Raw genomic sequence first — 17,922 nt, 5'->3', positions numbered from 1 at the left:
AAAATTGGCCAGGTTGGTCAGCGCCGTCCACAGTGGGGTGCCAGGCCGTAGCTGCCCTTCCATGGGCGAGGGATCATATTCCCAAACGTTGGTGCCCTCGCCGGTAAAGAAGTTGATGCTTTGGGGGCCGTTCCGGAAAGTAGAAGCCCGCTGCAAGCTCCAGGGAGTGCCGGGGTGGGCTACCGTGGCCAGGCAAGCAATGGGGAAGCGCCCATCTCGGAAGCTGTGGTGGTAAACGGCCGTGGCCTGCACTGCCGCCGGGTTATCCCGTAGCGTTAGGCGTTGCCGCGCCTCGTTGCTGATGAAAATGGCCTGTAACCTGGTGGGGTCGGGGTCCTCGGGATCCCCGGGCGGCACCAAAGGCAAAGGCAAAGAATCGGTGCGGGTTAGTTCCAGCCGCTGCCCCACGATCACCCGCAAGCCCTCCACACGGGCCCGCCGCTCCCAGTAGCCATCCAGCCCCACCTCGGAGAGGGCGCCCCGCGGCGGCTCGTCGGCCGTGAGGGATTCACCCAGCTCGTTTTCGGCATCAGCCGGGATCGACTCACCTGCTCTGGCGTTGAACCTTTCGGCAAAGGTGGGCACGTTGCAGCCATTCTGCGGGTCAGGCGTTACGGGTGGACGTTCGTAGCTGGCTTTGGGGCCAAAGCGGTTGTCGGCCCGATACACATCGTCCACGTAGGGAGGGCAGGTCTGGTCGGCACCAGCCTGAAAACCACCGGCCTTGATCCGCCCAGGGCTGCGAGGGTTCTTGGCGTTGAGAGGAGAAGCCGCCCATCCCGCTGCGTCTTGCTGGTAATTCCCTCGGGGGCGGATGCGGCCAAAAAGGTGCAGCTCCAGCGGATCCAGGGCCACACTTTCCGGCTCTACCCCGTTTTGCACCGAGTCAAAGTTCAGGCTGTTTAGCTCAGGAGGCGGCTCGTTGGGCGGCACATCCGCCACGCCAGGGTGGGCATCGAAACTGAGAGAGTCGCTCACCTGCTGGCCGGCGTAGCCAATGGCTCCTGCCACCAGCTCCCCGAAGGCCGTAATCTCCGAGTTATCTGCAGGCATGTAGAAGCAGGATTCCTGGGAGCTGATCAGGAAAGCCCGGAACAAGTTGTTGGAGCCATACCGGAAAAAGAGGCTGCCGCCGGCGTAGATGGCGCCGTTCCAGTTGTAGCCGGGGGTGAAGAAGAACTCTACATCGCCGCGGCTAAAGATCCCCCACTTGTTGAGCAGATCCCGCTTCCGATCCTGCTGGAACTGCAAAGCCGAGATGGCGCGGGTGGTGGAGTCGGCCCCTTGAATGGGCAAGGTGACCGCGAAGACCTGGAAAGGCTTGTACAGCGCCGATCCCACCTGGAACCAGTCTCCCACGTTGGGGTTGATCGTCTGCTGAAGGGGGTTATCGTTGCAGCCAGCCAAGGCCGAGCCCTGCAGGGGGCCACTGCGGATCATCAGGCGCCGCGCCCGCTCCGTATCCGTTAGCCGGCTGTCCTCAAAGTCCCTGCCGCCGGCCCGACGGGTGTTGAGAATGGTGTAGGCAGTTACGGAGTCGTTGACGCCGTTGTTGTCGGTGTCCACCAAAAACCACCAGGCCGGCGCCCGCACCGGCACGGGCAGGGTTTGCCCGGGGTTGTTGGGATCCTCTACCTCGATGTTGGTTGTAATTACGAACTGGGTTTCATCGGGGAGGATGTAGGGATCGTTCTCATCCCGCGGGATCAGCTCTCCCGCCCCATCGTTAATCAAAGCCTCAACCAATTGGGCATCGGTGGGGTTGCTTGCGGGCAGGCGGGGATCGCGCAGCAAGTAGTCGATCTTGGCCCTGGCCCGGTCGATGGCGGCATTCAGTTGTCGGCTAACCGTCTGCTCCGCCCGCTCCACCTGGGTTTGGATGGTGCGCTGGGTAGATCGAGTGAGCAACCCCACGGTTACCAAGCTCAGCACCAGCACGATTAAAATCGCCACTGGCAGCACAAAGCCGCGCTCGCGGATCCTGCCCCGATCCACCGGGATCTTCAGAGAGCTGAGCAAGCGCAGGACAAGTTTGAGCAACAGCGGGGAAGGAGCAGACATGGCTGTATCCCGGAGTAGGCGAGTGCCAAGATAGCAACAGTATGCAAGGGATCCCGAGTCTCAGACATCCCCACGGGTGGGGGGAAGGGACAGCCTGCTCTTTTCAGGATTCCCAAGCTTTTACAAAATCCCCAGTTGCTGCGCTTTGAGCAGGGCGGTGACGCGGTCGGTGGCGTCCAACTTGCGGTAGACAGCGCTGGCGTACTCTTTCACGGTTTCGACGCTAATGCCAAGGCGGCGAGCAATTTGTTTGTTGGCTAGGCCCTCCTTCATCAGTTGCAGCACGCATAGCTCGCGGGGGGTAAGCCTGGGCAGCTCCTGGGGGGCGGGCAGCCAGTCGTGGTCGGGGTTGGCCAAGATCTGGCGGATAACGCGGGCCAATTCCGCCGGCTCGGTTTCTTTGGAGAGGTAGCCTTTGGCCCCCGCCCGCCGCGCTGCTTCGATTAGGGCCGGCTCGTGAAAAGTCGTCATCATCACCACCACCACCGGCAGGCCCAGCTCGACAATCTGCTGGCAGGCAGCGATCCCGTCCCCACCAGGCATGCGCACATCCAAAAGGGCCACGTCGACGGGGTGGTGGCGGCAGTACTCAACAGCCTGGGATCCGGTCTCGGCCTCGGCTACCACCACAAACCCCTGGGCTTCCAGGGCAAACCTCATCCCTAGCCGAAACAGAGGATGGTCGTCGGCAATGAGCACGCGCACAGGAGAAATCATAGGATCCCGGCCAGGAAGAGGGCACAACCTAATCTGCCCAAAAGAGGGATCCCCAATAAAGTGCCCTCACCCCCAGCCTAGAGAGGAGCTATTTTACAAAGACCATGCCGCGGGTCTTGGGGTTGAAGGTGGGATCCAGCCGGGTCTGAGCATTGTACAGGGCACCGGTCAGATCGGCTTCTTCCAGAAAAGCTCCCCTTAGATCAGCCCCGCGCAGATCGGCCTGGCGCAGGTTGGCTCCCGTCAGGTCGGCGCCGGCAAGAACAGCCCCGCGCAAATCGGCTTCGCTGAGGTTGGCTACCTGAAGATTGGCCCCTGTGAGATTGGCCTGCTGCAGGTTGGCTCGGCTGAGATCCGCTTCCCACAAAAAGGCTCCCCCCTGATCCGCGCTGCTCAGGTTGGCGCCGCGCAAGTCGGCCAAGTTGAGGATGGCCTGGGAGAGGTTGGCAGCTTGTAGATTGGCCTGCTTGAGGATGGCTTCTTTCAGGTTGGCCCCCCGCAAATCCGCTCCCGCCAGTACGGCTCCTGTCAGATCGCAGGCGGGACAATCTCGGCCAGGAAGAACGACTTGGGATCGACCCAGTTGGGCCTCGAGTTCCAGTTGGGCAAAAGCTGGAGGTGCCGGGATCCCCATCCCCCACAGGGCGAGGAGACTGAGACTGCCCCAAGACCGAGGCCAGGCCATCTGCTTCACGGAGAACCGTTTCCGCCCTCAAGGCGGCTGGCAGTGGGGGCAAAAGTAGGCTGAGCGGCTTGCCAGCTTGATCCGCTGAATCGGGGTGCCACACAGGCGACAGGGATCCCCTTCTCGACCGTATACCCACGCCTGACCCTGGTAGTTGCCGTTGAGCCCCCGCAGATCCCGGTAATCGCGCAGGGTGGTGCCCCGCTGCTCCAGCCCCGCTTGCAACACCCGGATCAAGGCTTCTCGCAGGCGGCTCTTGGCAGCGTCGGAAAGCTGCGAGGCAGGTGTCAAGGGGTGGATGCCGCTCAAAAACAGGGCTTCGTCGGCGTAGATGTTGCCCACTCCCGCTAGCAGCGACTGATCCAGCAGGGCGGCTTTGATGGGGCGGCGGCTTTTCCGCAAGGCGGCTTGGAAATAGGTTTCTGAAAAGGCGGGCGAAAACGGCTCTGGCCCCAGCCGCTGCAAAGCTGTGATCACTGCCTCCGGCTCCACCCCGGCAGGCACCAACCACATCTGGCCAAAGGTACGCGGGTCCACAAAGCGCAGCTCCCACCCCTGCTCCAGGCGCAGTCGAACCCGGGTATGGGCTGGCAAAGGCGCGGATCCCTGAACCCAGAGCAACTGCCCCGTCATGCCTAGGTGCACGCCGAGAACCGCTCCGGAGTCCAGGGATCCCAGAAGATACTTGCCCCGACGCTGCCACTGAGTCAAATAGGCGCCAGACAGCCCCTGCGCAAACTCCTCTTTGCCGGGGTAGGCCAGGGTGCGAGGGAGAAGCACTTCTGCCGCCAGGATGCGCAGGCCAAGAGTCAGGCACTGCAGATCCCGCCTGACGGTTTCAACCTCCGGCAGCTCGGGCACGGGAGGGCTTGGGTTTACTTTTTGGAAGCGGCTTTGGGCTTGGGCTCCTCCACCACTTCCAGCTCGTCTTCGCGGAAGTTGTTGGTGTTGATGTTGTAGTAGTTAACCTTGTCAAAGCGGACGATCACCGGGTAGAGAATGCCGCTGGTATCCACTGCCGCAACCGTCCCCACATCCCGATACCAGTAGGATTCTTTCCGCAAGACACGGACTTTGGCACCGCGCTGAATCGCCATAGAGGTTCTCTCCATTACCTGCCCTTCAGATTACCGCTCTGAAAGACTTATACAACCCCGGGCAAAAGCAGACTTTCGCTCGGCGTTGAGCCTTTCTTCCTGCTTCAGCGACCCGTGGCTAGTGGCAGAGTCCACCCCTACCACCCCGCCAGAGGGATCTCCACAGGCGTAACTTCCCCGCGAGCTGCAGGTAGGTGCTCCTTGCCCCCATAAGGCACACCGGCTAAAGACGGAGCCAACTTTAGCCTAGGCAAAACGCCTACCCAAGAAGATGTACCGGCTAGCCTACTAGCTCAGCCCATCTACGTCAAGGCAGAAGGTTGGTTATGCCACAAAGTGGCCAATTGTACGGACTCCGTCCCGCTTACGCGAACGGTGAATCAAGGACTAGAGGAGATCCCTAGTCGGCAAGAAGGCTGCGATTTCCGAATTTTTGTAACAGGGAAGGCAAAGCCTAGCCCCCAAGGCGAGAAGCGGCTGAGGTTGCGATCGTGAAGAAATGCAAAGTATACTGAAGGGCAGGTGCCGCTCGTGGAGGTTTCCATGTCCAACCCCAACCTGTCTGAGCCCAAGTTTGGCTTTAACGAGTACGCCGAGCGCCTCAACGGCCGCGCAGCCATGATTGGCTTTGTGCTGGCCATCGTTATTGAAGCGGTAACGGGCCAAGGCGTCGCCTCCTGGCTAGGTCTAATTCAGTGATCCCCCTCCGGCCCTAGCACCAGATCAAGCCTGCCGTGGAGCAGGCTCTTTGTTCTTTAGCTGATCCCTTCTTGGCGCTTGGCAATCGGCATGCGCCAGCCGGTGCCAAAGGCTCGATCGGTAACCCGCAGGCCAGGGGGAGCCTGGTGGCGCTTGAACTCAGCATTCTGCACCAGCCGCAGCACCTGCTGCACCGTGTCAGGTTCAAACCCCTGGGCCACCAGCTCAGCGGCCGACTGATGCTGTTCGATGTGCCGCTGGAGGATAGCGTCCAGCAAGTCGTAGGGAGGCAGGCTGTCGCTATCTTTCTGGCCGGGCCGCAGCTCTGCTGAGGGGGGCTTGGTGAGGATGGGGAGGGGAATCCGTTCCTGGTGGCGGTTGATCCAGCGGGCCAGGCGGTAGACCCAGGTTTTGGGCACATCGGAAATCACGGCCAGGCCGCCGGACATATCCCCGTAGATGGTGCAGTAGCCTACCGCCAGCTCCGACTTGTTGCCCGTGGTCAAGAGCAGCCGGCCAAACTTGTTGGAGAGGGCCATGAGCAAGGTGCCGCGAATGCGCGACTGCAGGTTCTCTTCCGTGATGTCAGAGGGCAGGCCAGCGAAGGGCTCAGCCAGGAGGTGCTGGTAGCTCTCCATAATCGACTGGATGGGCAGCTTCAGGGTAGGGATCCCCAGGTTCTGCGCCAGTTGGTAGGCGTCCGTCAGGCTGCCTGGGCTGGAATAGGGAGAGGGCATGAGCACCCCCAGCACCCGCCCCGGCCCTAGGGCGTCGGCGGCAATGACGGCAGTTACCGCTGAGTCAATCCCCCCCGACAGGCCCAGCAACACCTCGCGAAAGCCGCATTTGCTGACGTAGTCGCGGGTGCCTAAGACCAGCGCCTCGTAGAGCTCTGCTTCCGGCTCCGTTGGCCAGCGGGATCCCTGAACTTCCGGGCCTTCCTCAGGAGGGTGAACCAGCGCCTCCACATCTACCATCAGGCAGTCCGGCTGAAAGGCAGCGGCTTGGGCCACCACCCGGCCCCGGCAGTCTAGGGCGCAACTGGCCCCGTCGAAAATGAGGTCGTCGTTGCCCCCCACCTGGTTGACATAGAGGATGGGCAGGGCGTGCTTGCGGGCCAGGGATCCCAGCATCTCCACCCGCAATTTCTGCTTGCCCAGGCTAAAAGGCGAGGCCGACAGATTGATGAGCAAATCGGCGCCGCAGCGGGCCATCTCGTCTACCGGATCCCGGTGGTAGCGGCGGTGCTGCCAGAAGTCACGGTCGTTCCAGATGTCTTCACAGATGGTGAAACCCAGGCGATAGCCGCCGTACTGGACGGGCTGGGGCTGGGATCCCGGCTCAAAGTAGCGGTCTTCGTCGAAGACATCGTAGGTGGGCAAAAGCGACTTCTGGAACCAGTGGCGGATCTGCCCCCCCTCTAGCCAGGCCGCGGCGTTGTAGAGAGGCCGCCCCTCCGGCAGGGGGTTGGGCTGCACGGATCCCACCACCACCGGAATGCTATCCCGCAGCCGGTCAGCCAACTGCTGCAAGACTTGGCCTGCCCTCTCGACTAGAGCAGGGTAGAGCAGCAGGTCCCGGGGCGGGTACCCCAACAAGGCCAGTTCAGAAGTAATCGCCAGCTCTGCCCCCTTGGCTGCTGCCGCCTCGACCGCCGCACGGATGCGCTCGGCATTGCCGCTAAGATCACCAACGGTATAGTTAAGTTGCAACAGCGCTACCTTCACTTAGCTCCCTTGGTCGAGAATGGCGGACTCCACGATGATACGCCAGCTCAGACTTAGGTCTGGCTAGAGGCGGGTTGCACTGTTGCCGGCAACTCGGTTTCGGCGTCTGGGTGGAAGTAGCGGTAAATCTGGCGGGCCAGCTTGGGGCCAATGCCTGGCACCTGGGCCAACTGCTCTTCGGTGGCCACTTGAATGCGGGCAAGGGAGCGAAACGCCTCCATGAGCAGCTTTTGGCGCTGCTTGCCTAGGCCAGGGATCTCCTCCAAAACAGAAGCCTGTTGGCGCAGTTTCCGCTGCTGGCGATGGTAGGCAAGGGCAAAGCGGTGGGCCTCATCCCGTAGGCGCTGCAATAGCAGGCGAGCTGGATCTTGGGGTGGCAGCCGCAGCGGCTCGGGATCCCCAGGCCGAAAGATTTCCTCCTCCCGCTTGGCCAAGGCAATGACCGGCAGGTGATCCAGCCCCAGCTCTGCCAGAACAGCCATCACGGCAGCCAGTTGCCCTTTGCCCCCGTCGATGAGCACCAAGTCCGGCTGATCCTCAGGGGTCATTTTGCTAAAGCGACGCCGCGCCACCTCGGCATGGCTGGCAAAATCGTCGGAGTGGCCAGGACGCACCTCGGGGTTGCGAATCTTGTAGCGGCGGTAGTGCTGCTTGGCTGGCAGGCCGTCGATAAACACCACCTGGCTGCCCACCGCATCGGATCCCTGAATGTGGGAAATATCGTAGGCTTCCAGGCGGCGGGGGGCTGACGGCAGATCCAAAACTTCTGCCAAGCGCTCCAGGGCTGCTGCCTCCCGGTCTGCCAAGCGCTGGCTGCGGGCTAGCTCCAGCTGGGCGTTCCGCTCCACCAGGTCAATTAGCTCGGCTTTACTTTGCCGCTGGGGGGCAATGAGACTGACTTTGCGCCCCTTTTTTTGGCTTAGCCAAGACTCGAGAAAATCGCGATCCGGCAGCTCGTACTGCGTCAAGATTTCCGAGGGAATTTCCACCGGATCGCAGTACTGGTAATGCTCCTGCAAAACCCGCTGCAAAATCAGGGCTGGATCGTCGCCCCGGTTTTCGGCCACAAACCCCAGCCGACCCACCAGCTTGCCCGCTCGCACCTGAAACAACTGAATACAAGCCCGCGAGTCGTCCATCGCCAAGGCCAGAGCATCGCGGCTAACTGTCGAGTTGGGCAAAGACACCTTCTGGGATTCGCCCAACTGTTCTAGGCCGCGGATTTGATCCCGATACCGCGCTGCTGCCTCGTAATTTTCTTGCTCGGCCGCCTGGGCCATTTTCTCCTTCAACTCCCGGATGAGCTCGTCCGTCTGCCCCTGGAAGATCATCGCCACTTGAGCAACGGTCTTGCGATACTCCTCGGGGCTGATCAAGCCCTGACAGACACCAGGGCAACGCCCGATGTCGTAGTTCAAACAGGGGCGGTCTTTGTAAAGTGGCTTGGGACGCTGGCGCAAGGGAAAAATCCGCTTCACTAGCCCAAGGGTGTACCGCAGCAGGCCTACATCGGTATAGGGCCCGTAGTACTTATCTTGATTTTGGTCGAGACGGCGGTGGCGGGTAATGTAAATCTGAGGGTAAGGCTCTGACCATGTAATGCACAAATAGGGGTACTTCTTATCCTCTTTGAGGAGAACATTGTAGGGTGGCTGATAGGTTTTAATCAGATTGTCTTCTAGAGCCAGGGCCTCACTCTCGTTATCAGTTACAATAAACTCGATCTCGCACACCTGGGCTACCATGCGCTGAATGCGAGGGGGGAGATCCCCAAGGCAGCGAAAATAGGATCGCACCCTGGAGCGCAACTTCTTAGACTTGCCCACATAGAGGATTTGATCGCTGGCATCTCGCATGAGGTAGACACCAGGCTCAGCCGGGATCTCCTTGAGCCGACTCTCCAGAAGCTCTGGGCTTTGGATGAGAGGGATAGTCATAGCGCTAGCCTCAGGGATCCTGGTTTTGCCCCCATTCCCTTTTCCGGCGGAAGGAGGGGAGTCAAAACTGTAACCCCAATCTAGCAACAGCCCCGCACCGCAGAGTGCAAGCGAGCTGGCTCAGGTAATATGGCTTGGCCAAGAGGGGTTTAGGGGTGAATCTGTACCGGGATCTGCTGCAGCCGCTACTGTTTTCCGGGCTAAGGGCTGACCCAGAAACCCTCAAGGTGGCGCTCCTACGCACCTTGGAGTGGCTAGATGTTACCCAGGCCACGGGGATCTTGAGTCTTTTGGAACGCCTCTTCTGCTATCGGGATCCCTGCTTGGAGGTGCGGCTGTGGGGGCTGAGCTTCCCCAATCCCCTGGGTCTAGCTGCGGGCTTGGATAAGGACGGCGTAGCTTTGGGAGTCTGGCCCTACCTGGGCTTTGGCTTTGTGGAGGTGGGCACCGTCACTCCCCAGCCCCAGCCAGGCAATCCAAAGCCGCGCCTATTTCGGCTGCCCCAGGATCGGGCTGCCCTCAATTGCATGGGCTTCAATAACCAGGGAGCAGCAGCTTTGGCCGAACGGCTGCGCCGGCTGCGTCAACGTCTTATCCCCATTGGCGTCAACCTGGGCAAAGGCAAAGCCACGCCGCTGGAAGCCGCCGCCACCGACTACCTGGCCAGCTTTCGGGTGCTGCGGGAGCTGGGGGACTATTTTGTGGTTAACGTCAGCTCCCCTAACACGCCAGGCTTGCGGTCCCTGCAGGCTGCCCAGCACCTGGAGCCCATCCTGGCCGCTCTCCAAGAGGAAAACCAAGCCAAGAAGCCTCTTTTGGTCAAGATTGCCCCCGACCTAGACTGGCCAGAGATTGACGCCATTCTGGAGCTAGCTCAAGCCTACGGCCTGGCTGGGATCATCGCCACCAACACCACTCTGCGCCGCGACAACCTGAAAACCCGCTTCCTCCCTGGTCTAGGGCCTTTGACAACAGCAGCCGGCGGCATCAGCGGCGCCCCGCTGCGAGAGCGCTCCACCCAGATCATCCGCTACATCCACCAGGCCACGGGGGGACAGCTGCCCATTATCGGCGTGGGGGGCATCTTTACCCTAGACGACGCCCTGGAGAAGCTTGCTGCCGGCGCCAGTTTGCTCCAGGTCTATACCGGTTGGATCTATGAAGGGCCAAGCCTGGTTCCTCGCCTGCTGCGCGGCCTTGCTGCTAGCCGGCAGGGAGCCTGCTCGATCCCATCCGGGCGTAAGATTGTTGGTTAAGGATCCCCAAGGGAGCCTGCCGGTGAGCCTGCTGCAACACCTTTTCAAAACTTCCCATCCCGTGATCGGAGTGGTCCATCTGTTGCCGCTGCCCACCTCCCCCCGTTGGGGCGGCAACCTGGAGCAGGTTATTGCCCAAGCGGAACAGGCCGCCACGGCCTTGGCTGCAGGGGGCGTTCACGGGATCCTGGTCGAGAACTTCTACGATGCCCCTTTTGCCAAGGATCAGGTAGACGCGGCGGTGGTGAGCGCCATGACGGTAGTTGTCCAGCGGATTAAGACGTTGGTCTCCCTGCCCATCGGGATCAACGTCCTGCGCAACGATGGCTGTAGCGCTCTAGCCATTGCCGCCTGTGTGGGGGCGCAGTTTATCCGCGTCAACATCCTCTGCGGGGCAATGGTGACCGACCAGGGCCTCATCGAGGGGAATGCCTACCGCTTGCTGCGCTACCGCCGCGAGCTAGGGGCCCAAGACATTAAAATCTTCGCCGATGTGCTGGTGAAGCACGCCCAGCCTCTCGGCCCCATTAGCCTTGAGGCGGCTATCCTGGATACAGTGGAGCGAGGTCTTGCCGATGCCATCATTGTCTCCGGCGAGGCGACCGGCAAGCCGCCTCTTTTGGAAGATCTCAAGCTAGCCCGCCAAGTTGCTCCTCAGGTACCCCTTCTCATTGGCTCAGGGGCCACCGCTGAGAACATCGGCACCCTCATCCAGCACGCCGATGGAGTGATCGTGGCTAGTTCCCTCAAGCGGCTGGCTCGTTCTGGGGGTATACTGACAGGCCATGCAGAGCTTTTCCCCCTCATTGACCCCATTCGGGTGCGGGAATTTGTAGAGGCGTTGCAGCAGGCGGTAGGGGAGGGCCCCCCTGCCTCTACCTACTTAGCCACCCCTACTTCTAGTTGTAGCTAGACTTTGGGGGTTTCTCCCCATGCTGCCGTCTGACTACAGGGGCGGGGATTCTTCTAGTCCAGTACCTGAGTCCCTGGAGGAGAAGGCGTGGAGCCAGCTTAAGGATCAGGTTCCCCGCCTTTGGGTCGTCGACGACGATTCGGTGACTCGCTGCTTCGTGGGCGGGGTTCTCAAAGCCTGTGGCTACCAGGTGGAAACCTGGGAAGATGGCCAGATGGCCTGGGAGCAGCTGCAGGCGCTCGACGAAAGCCAGTGGCCGGATGTGGTGATCTGCGATTGGGTGATGCCCAAGCTGTCAGGGCTGGATTTTTGTCGCCGTCTCAAGGGATCCACCGCTGGCCAGTTTGTCTACTTCATTTTCCTCACGGCCCGCTCTGAACTCAAGGATTGCCTTCAGGGGTTGGAGGCGGGGGCAGATGAGTTTATCGCCAAGCCGGTGGCTCCTGAGGAACTGCGGGCACGGGTGCAGGCAGGGCTGCGTTTACAGCGGCTTGTCCAAGCTTTGGCTCAGGCCAACCGCCAACTGCAAGCCCGCAACGAGCTGTTGGAGTCTCTGGCTTTGACGGATCCCTTGACTGGAGCCTTGAACCGCCGCGCCCTTGACCAGGCACTGCCCCGTTTGCTGCAGCAGGTGGGGCCGCAAGGGAAAGCCCGCTACCTCTGCCTATTGATGCTGGATGTGGATCACTTCAAGCAGATCAACGACACCTACGGCCACTTCATCGGCGACTGCGTTCTCCAGGCCATTGTTGAACGGCTGCAGCAGCACCTCCGCCCCTCCAGCCTGCTCTACCGCTACGGCGGGGAGGAATTTGTCTGCGTTACCCCTGGTCTAAGCCCCTCGCGCTGTCAACGGTATGCTGAGTCGCTGCGCCAGGCTATCGCCAGCCGTCCCGTTGAGGTTTCGCCCCGTCGCAGCCTGCCCGTAACCATTAGCATTGGCGGGGTCGTGATTAGCGAAGATCACCCTCTGCCGCCAGAGGTTGCCCTCCAGCAAGCCGATGAGGCCCTCTACCAAGCCAAACGGGCAGGACGCAACCGGCTGCAGCTTTTCTGGCCACCAGCACCCTTTTCGGGGAATACGTCGGAGGAGGTCCTCTGAGGGGCTTTACGGGCTGCTGTTAGCTTCTAGGCTGAGATCGGCAGTGGGAGCAATTTTGCTGAGCTTAATCTTGGGATTGCTACTGACAAATTGCTGCAGAGTCCATTCATTCTTAAAGAGCAGAACCGGCCTATCCTGAACATCCTTGACAATCAGAGTGTTAAACAGACTGGGAAGATCCCGAAGGGCCTCCCAGCCGTTTTCTACCCAGCGAGCCAGCGTGTAGGGCAGCATCTCCAGGCGGGTTTCAACGTTGTATTCATGTTCCAGGCGGTACTGCAGCACCTCAAACTGCAACTGGCCCACCGCGGCCACGATTGGATCCCGTTTGGATTCGTCAAGGGAGTACATAATTTGCACCGCCCCTTCTTCCCGCAGCTCTGACACCCCTTTCTGAAACTGTTTAAATTTGGAGGGGTTGGGATTTTTGAGATAGGCAAAAAGCTCCGGGGAAAAGCTTGGGATCCCGGCGTAGCGCAGCTTTGGGCCAGTGTAGAGCGTATCCCCAATTGTAAAGAGGCCAGGGTTATTTAGGCCAATCACATCCCCAGGGTAAGCTTCGTCAATGGAGATGCGCTCTTGAGCAAACAATTTCTGGGGGTAGGATAGGCGGATTGGGCGGTTGAGGCGGGCATGGTTGACCACCATGTCTTTCTCGAACTTGCCGGAGCAGATGCGCACAAAAGCAATGCGATCCCGGTGGCGGGGATCCATATTGGCCTGCAGCTTAAAGACAAAGCCCGTGAACTCAGGATACTCTGGAGAAATCAGCCCAGCCGTACTTTCGTGGGGCATTGGCGGCAGGGAGTACTCCAAAAACGCATTGAGAAACAGCTCCACCCCAAAATTGGTCATGGCGCTGCCGAAAAAGACAGGAGTTTGTTTCCCAGCATGAACCTGTTTGAGATCCAAACTGGGCATAAGGCCATCCAGGATCTCCAATTCTTCCTTAAATCGGTAGTAGAGATCTTTTTCGATTAGGTCTTCCACTTGGGGATCCCCGAGTTTAATAACTGTATCTTTGACTCGTAGCCGTCCCCCAGAGACTCGCTCAAAGAAGTGAAACTCCTGGGTGCGTCGGTCAAACAAAGCTGTGAAGCGCTCCCCTGAGCCAATGGGCCAGGTAACAGGATAGGGCTTAAGGCCCAGCTCGCTCTCGATTTCGTCCATGAGCTCGAGGGGATCCCGGCTGGGGCGATCCATCTTGTTGATGAAGGTAAAAATCGGCAGCCGCCGCATTTGACAGACTTCAAACAACTTGCGGGTTTGGGGTTCTAGCCCTTTGCCGGCATCTTCTAGCATCACGGCGTTGTCCACTGCCGCCAGGGTTCGGTAGGTGTCTTCGCTAAAGTCCTGGTGGCCGGGGGTATCGAGGAGGTTGAGGCGAAAGTTGCGATAGTCAAATTGGAGCACCGTCGAGGTGATGGAGATACCCCGCTGTCTTTCCAGTTCCATCCAGTCGGAGGTAACCCGCTTTTGAGCGCGGCGGGCCTTCACGGCTCCAGCCTCCTGAATGGCTCCTCCGTACAGCAACAGCTTTTCCGTAAGGGTGGTCTTTCCAGCATCGGGGTGGGAGATGATGGCAAAAGTGCGCCGCTGCTGGATGGCTTTGGCCAGGTCTACTTCCTTCATCGTCAAGAAGCTCCTCTAGGTCAACCAGGGCGCTGGCAGCATCCAGTTTCCCGCCTTAGAGGGAGGAGAGAAAGCGGTGCAGTCGCTCCAGACCTTTTTCCAGGGTGACGCGGTCGGCGGCGTAGGAGAGGCGAATACAGTGATCGGCTCCGAAGGCCACCCCTGGCACGGCAGCCACATGGTGCTCTTTGAGCAGCCGTTGGCAGAACTCCACCGAGCTCAAGCCGGTCTGGCTGATGTTGAGAAAGATGTAAAATGCGCCCTCTGGCTCTGGACAGCTTACCTTTGGCAGGGTGCGGATCCCCTCCAGCATCAGATCCCGCCGCCGCCAGAACTCTTGGCGCATCTTTTCTACCGCTGGCGCTGAAAGGGGGCTGGTGAGGGCCTCTAGGGCACCGTATTGGGCAAAGGTGCAGACGTTGGAGGTGCTGTGGCTTTGCAGGCTGATGGCCGCCTCGACGATGGGCTTTGGCCCTGCCAAGTAACCGATGCGCCAGCCGGTCATGGCATAAGCTTTGGCAAAGCCGCTGCTAAGGATAGTGCGCGGCAGCAGCTCTGGAGAAAGGGATCCCAGGCTGAGGTGGCGAGCTTCGCCGTAGACAAGCTTCTCGTAGATCTCGTCGCAGACCACGTAGAGATGGGGGACCGAGAGGATCACCTCCGCCAGCGCCTCCAGCTCGTGCCGGTGATAGACGGCGCCGGTGGGGTTGGCTGGCGAGTTAAGAATGAGCAACTTGCTGCGGGGGGTGAGGGCCTGACGTAGCTGGTCGGCAGTGAGCTTGAAGCCCTGGGCCTCTTGGGTCTGAACCCGCACCACTTGAGCGCCTGCCAGAGCCACCATTTCGGGATAGCTGACCCAGTAGGGGACGGGCAGGATGACCTCATCCCCTGGATCCAGCAGCACCATGGCCAGGTTAAACAGGGTTTGCTTGCCGCCGTTGCTAATCAAGATCTGCTCGGGGCTATAGTCCAGGCCGTTTTCCCGACGCAGCTTGTCAGCTACCGCCTGGCGCAAGGCGGGGATCCCAGCGGTGGGGCCGTAGCGGGTTTTGCCTTCCTGCAAGGCGCGAATGGCAGCCGCCCGAATATGTTCAGGGGTGTCGAAGTCCGGCTCGCCGGCGCTCAGGATACAGACGTCCAGACCCTCTGCCTGCATGGCTTTGGCCAGGGCCGAGATCGACAGCGTTGCCGAAGGGGAAAGGCGGGCAACCCGTTGGGACAAGCCAGCAGCAGACACCATCAGTTGGGGATCCTGAGGTACAGTTGGGCTAGTTCTCAGCACCTAGGCTACGGCTGTCAAGAGGCGGCTGCCATCCACCAGCAGCAGCTTGTGACCTTCCCGCTCCGCCAGCAGATCCCAGAACTCCCCCGCTGTAGCCCCTGGCAAAAACCCTTCCAGGCGTAGCCGCAGGGGGGGAAATTGTTTGTTCCCCTGAGGCTTGCGCCGCACTGCTACCCAGATGTAGCCTTCGTGGGGCTCGACAACGCCGCGAATGTTAAAGCCTTCCTCCGCATCTTCAGGGGCAGGCAAAAAAGGCTCATCCTCTGCCGCTGGGTCTTGCTCCTCCTCTGGCAGAGCCAGGATGCGGATGACGCTCAGGCCCAGAGTGCCCCCCGAGCGCGGCTGGGGCTGCACGTAGTACCAGTAGGTTCGGCCGCTCTCAATACAGTGGGTGAAACGGCGCAGCAGCCCGGCGCGGCCAGGGGTGGCTGGGTACTCCACGCCATCGCTGGCAACCAGCGTCGCCTGGGCATAGGTCTTCGGGATTGGCTTCAGGGATCCCTTAATCAAGCCCAGCGCGCGGAACTGGTAGGGGTGGGCAGGGGGGGGAATAGGGTTCATAGGGCCTAGGCAACGAAGGCAGAGCCTCTAGGTCTTAACCTAATTAATTAATCTTATGGCGATAGCCTCCCCAAGAAGTATAGGAGGCTGCTAGTCCAGCAAAAATTGCACCCACTTTGGCGGCGGTGGCAGCGGACAGCGGAAGTGCTCCATGACCAAGGCTGCCACCAAATGCACAGTAAATGCATAGACAAGGGAGTTAAAGGCAATAAACCCTAGGACCACCACCTGAACCATCCAAGGTTCCGCCACCCAGTATAGGCCGAATCGGCCCAGAGACACGTCCAGCAGCCAGTTGGTCAGGCCAGTGAGCTGGATGGTGAGATAGATCCAGAGGTTTTCTCCCAGAAGCAGCGAGGAGAGCAGCAATTGGAAAACCAGACCAAAAGTGCTGAGGGCAGCGCCGCTGACCACCGAGAGATACCAGGAGAGGCGTTGCCGCCACAGGCAGGCACACCAATAGCCTAGAAGGCCGTAGGGAACGACATAGAGGATACTGCGGGTAGGCCCCATCAGCACCGTCAGCAGCAAGGCGGAGACCCCCAGCGCCATGGCCCCAGTGCGAGGATCCCAGCGCATCACGGCCAGTGCCACCGGGATAGGGAAAAACAGGCGCATAAGCGGGGCCAGCGGCGTGTAGCTCAAGATCCAGATCAAAGCGGCAGTGCTGGCCAAGAAAGCCGTCTCCACCACCCTCAACGCAGGAGAAGGGGGTGGCGAGGGGGGTGAAGGGGGAGAATCACCCTGCACAGGAGGCTCAGCTAGGAAAAGACAACTGTTCCCAGCTTAGGCCAGCAGTGGCCGAGTTGGCGGAGTGGGATCTTGGCGCCAGGCGCAAGCTCTGGCACCCTCCCAGCGCACCTGCCAAACTTGGCCTGCCACCGCCACTGCATCCCCTGGGCGCAACTTGCGCCCCCGCCGGGTTTCCACCTCGCCGTTGACGCGCACCTGCCCCGCCTGGATGAGCTGCTTAGCCCGCCCGCCGGTGGGGACAACTCCCGTCAGCTTGAGAAATTGACCCAGCTTAATGTAGGGATCTCCCCCTCCAGAAGCTCGAGCTGTTGTGGCCATAGCGTTCTTGCTCGTCGGCTAATTCCATTCTCAGGCGCTCTGCTGGCAAGGTGCTGAGATGGCCTAGGGCTGCAAAGCTGAGGTTGCCGGAGCTTCTACAGTCGACCAGAACTCGTAGGCGGCCTGGGAGAGTTTGGCAATCAGCTCCTCCGCTCTGGGATCGTTGGGGGTTTCCCGCTTCACCCACACCGCTGCTATGTAACGCCGCCCGTTGGGCAGATCGAGGATCCCGGCATCTCCGACCACCGAGCTAAGGGTTCCCGTCTTGTGGGCAATGCGCACTTCTGGGTCTAGGCCAGGGCGAAAGTAGGAGGGCCGCTGCGTGCGCCAGAGGATGTCCAAAAAGCGGTCGCGGCTGCGACGGCTAAGCAGGCGCCCCTGCTCCACTTGGCTGAGCAGCCAGACCATATCGCGCGGGCTACTGGTGTTGGCGCCCTCTAGATCTGGCAGCCATTGGGAGATCTGCGTGTGTTGCAGCCCCCACTGGCGAAACTTTTGGTTGAGGGCTTCTCGACCGCCCAGGCGATCCAGGATCAAGTTGGCGGCGAAGTTATCGCTGACGGTGCTCATGAGGGTGGCTGCCTCAAGAGCAGAGACCTGGGATCCCAGAGGACGGGTTTGCAAAAGGCCAGCTCCCCCCCCCTTGAGCTCTTTCCGCAGCGTCAGCTTTTCCTCTAGCCGCACCTGCCCAGTTTCCACTGCCTGCAAAAAGGCTAGGAGAATCGGGATCTTGAGGACACTAGCAGCAGGAAAAACCTGATCCGGCCTCACCCCCGCAAAGGCGCCAGTTTCCACCTCCCAAAACAAGGCTCCCACCGTCAGGCCCGGCTGGTCAGCCAGGGCCGCTAAGCGCTCCTGCAGAGCAGGGATTTCCTCTCCTTTGAGGAAGTCTGTGGGCAAGGCAGGGGGGGGATCCCCAGATCCTGCTGCCACCTGCTCTGTCTGGGGAGGGGCGGTGGATTGCAGCAGGCGCGACAGGCCAGCCATCGTCAGACCCAGAATTAGGCTGAAGCCCAAGCCCCTGAGCAGCACCTCCTTAAAAGCCCTGGGCCGGCGTAGGCGAGAGGGACGAGTTGCCCGTTGGCGCACTCGGGCAAGGGCCTTTTGGCGAGAAAGGCGCAAGAGGGATCCCGCAGCAGGTAGCAGACGCTCAGAAGCAAGGTGTTGATGAGGCCCTGCCTG

At 60.6% G+C, this 17,922-nt stretch carries 16 protein-coding genes and 1 pseudogene; 4 read left to right on the top strand and 13 right to left on the bottom strand.

Annotated features, from left to right (window positions below):
* The 5 genes and pseudogenes from NW860_RS02010 to NW860_RS01990 all read right to left on the bottom strand — a co-directional run.
* Positions 1-2,061 (bottom strand): annotated as a pseudogene (locus NW860_RS02010) (type II secretion system protein); the annotation flags it as partial.
* Positions 2,062-2,181: 120 nt separating this feature from the next.
* Entirely contained in the window at positions 2,182-2,778 is a 597-nt protein-coding gene (locus NW860_RS02005; protein ID WP_414419907.1) for a response regulator transcription factor, read from the bottom strand.
* A gap of 88 nt (positions 2,779-2,866) precedes the next feature.
* Positions 2,867-3,463 (bottom strand): pentapeptide repeat-containing protein, encoded by a 597-nt coding sequence (locus NW860_RS02000; protein ID WP_414512083.1) that lies wholly within the window; start codon positions 3,461-3,463, stop codon positions 2,867-2,869.
* Positions 3,464-3,490: 27 nt separating this feature from the next.
* A complete protein-coding gene (locus NW860_RS01995) occupies positions 3,491-4,324 on the bottom strand; it encodes a DNA-formamidopyrimidine glycosylase (RefSeq protein WP_414395783.1) in 834 nt (277 codons plus the stop codon).
* Positions 4,325-4,338: 14 nt separating this feature from the next.
* The gene (locus NW860_RS01990) at positions 4,339-4,560 is read right to left on the bottom strand and encodes a photosystem I reaction center subunit IV (protein ID WP_414395781.1); all 222 of its coding nucleotides are present in this window, start codon (positions 4,558-4,560) and stop codon (positions 4,339-4,341) included.
* Positions 4,561-5,103: 543 nt separating this feature from the next.
* Here NW860_RS01990 and NW860_RS01985 point away from each other — a divergent pair.
* Positions 5,104-5,259, top strand: coding sequence for a chlorophyll a/b-binding protein (locus NW860_RS01985; RefSeq protein ID WP_414395779.1), 156 nt, complete (start codon positions 5,104-5,106; stop codon positions 5,257-5,259).
* Between the two features lie 56 nt (positions 5,260-5,315).
* On the opposite strand, the gene NW860_RS01980 is transcribed toward NW860_RS01985, so the two are convergent.
* The gene (locus tag NW860_RS01980; protein ID WP_414512080.1) at positions 5,316-6,986 is read right to left on the bottom strand and encodes an NAD+ synthase; all 1,671 of its coding nucleotides are present in this window, start codon (positions 6,984-6,986) and stop codon (positions 5,316-5,318) included.
* A 53-nt stretch (positions 6,987-7,039) separates the two neighbouring features.
* Positions 7,040-8,923 carry an excinuclease ABC subunit UvrC gene (gene uvrC, locus NW860_RS01975; RefSeq protein ID WP_414512078.1) on the bottom strand — a complete coding sequence of 628 codons (1,884 nt, stop codon included), beginning with the start codon at positions 8,921-8,923 and terminating at the stop codon, positions 7,040-7,042.
* A gap of 155 nt (positions 8,924-9,078) precedes the next feature.
* Between uvrC and NW860_RS01970 the strand changes: the two genes are divergently transcribed.
* Genes NW860_RS01970 through NW860_RS01960 form a run of 3 tightly spaced genes read left to right on the top strand, consistent with a single transcriptional unit; the run spans position 9,079 to position 12,194 of the window.
* On the top strand, positions 9,079-10,179 hold the full coding sequence (locus NW860_RS01970; RefSeq protein WP_414512076.1) for a quinone-dependent dihydroorotate dehydrogenase: 1,101 nt from the start codon (positions 9,079-9,081) through the stop codon (positions 10,177-10,179).
* A gap of 22 nt (positions 10,180-10,201) precedes the next feature.
* A complete protein-coding gene (gene btpA / locus NW860_RS01965; RefSeq protein ID WP_414512086.1) occupies positions 10,202-11,092 on the top strand; it encodes a photosystem I biogenesis protein BtpA in 891 nt (296 codons plus the stop codon).
* Between the two features lie 19 nt (positions 11,093-11,111).
* Positions 11,112-12,194: a diguanylate cyclase gene (locus NW860_RS01960; RefSeq protein WP_414512074.1), complete on the top strand. Its 1,083-nt coding sequence runs from the start codon at positions 11,112-11,114 to the stop codon at positions 12,192-12,194.
* Positions 12,195-12,200: 6 nt separating this feature from the next.
* Here the strand turns inward: NW860_RS01960 and NW860_RS01955 are convergent, their stop codons facing one another.
* The 6 genes from NW860_RS01955 to NW860_RS01930 form a co-directional block, all read right to left on the bottom strand.
* A complete protein-coding gene (locus tag NW860_RS01955; RefSeq protein WP_414512072.1) occupies positions 12,201-13,826 on the bottom strand; it encodes a peptide chain release factor 3 in 1,626 nt (541 codons plus the stop codon).
* Positions 13,827-13,881: 55 nt separating this feature from the next.
* A complete protein-coding gene (locus NW860_RS01950) occupies positions 13,882-15,066 on the bottom strand; it encodes a pyridoxal phosphate-dependent aminotransferase (RefSeq protein WP_414395767.1) in 1,185 nt (394 codons plus the stop codon).
* A gap of 42 nt (positions 15,067-15,108) precedes the next feature.
* Positions 15,109-15,669, bottom strand: a complete 561-nt coding sequence (locus NW860_RS01945) for a hypothetical protein (protein WP_414406260.1) — start codon at positions 15,667-15,669, stop codon at positions 15,109-15,111.
* Positions 15,670-15,759: 90 nt separating this feature from the next.
* Positions 15,760-16,419, bottom strand: a complete 660-nt coding sequence (locus NW860_RS01940) for a DUF2232 domain-containing protein (RefSeq protein WP_414512070.1) — start codon at positions 16,417-16,419, stop codon at positions 15,760-15,762.
* A gap of 36 nt (positions 16,420-16,455) precedes the next feature.
* Entirely contained in the window at positions 16,456-16,740 is a 285-nt protein-coding gene (locus tag NW860_RS01935) for an RNA-binding S4 domain-containing protein (RefSeq protein WP_414395762.1), read from the bottom strand.
* Positions 16,741-16,803: 63 nt separating this feature from the next.
* Entirely contained in the window at positions 16,804-17,862 is a 1,059-nt protein-coding gene (locus tag NW860_RS01930; RefSeq protein ID WP_414395760.1) for a serine hydrolase, read from the bottom strand.
* Positions 17,863-17,922: the final 60 nt, after the last annotated feature.

Source organism: Synechococcus sp. F70.1 (assembly GCF_047502745.1).
In the GTDB taxonomy this organism is placed as follows: Bacteria; Cyanobacteriota; Cyanobacteriia; order Thermostichales; family Thermostichaceae; genus Thermostichus.
Note: the sequence above shows the minus strand (reverse complement) of the source record. Positions and strands in the feature narration are given on the sequence as shown.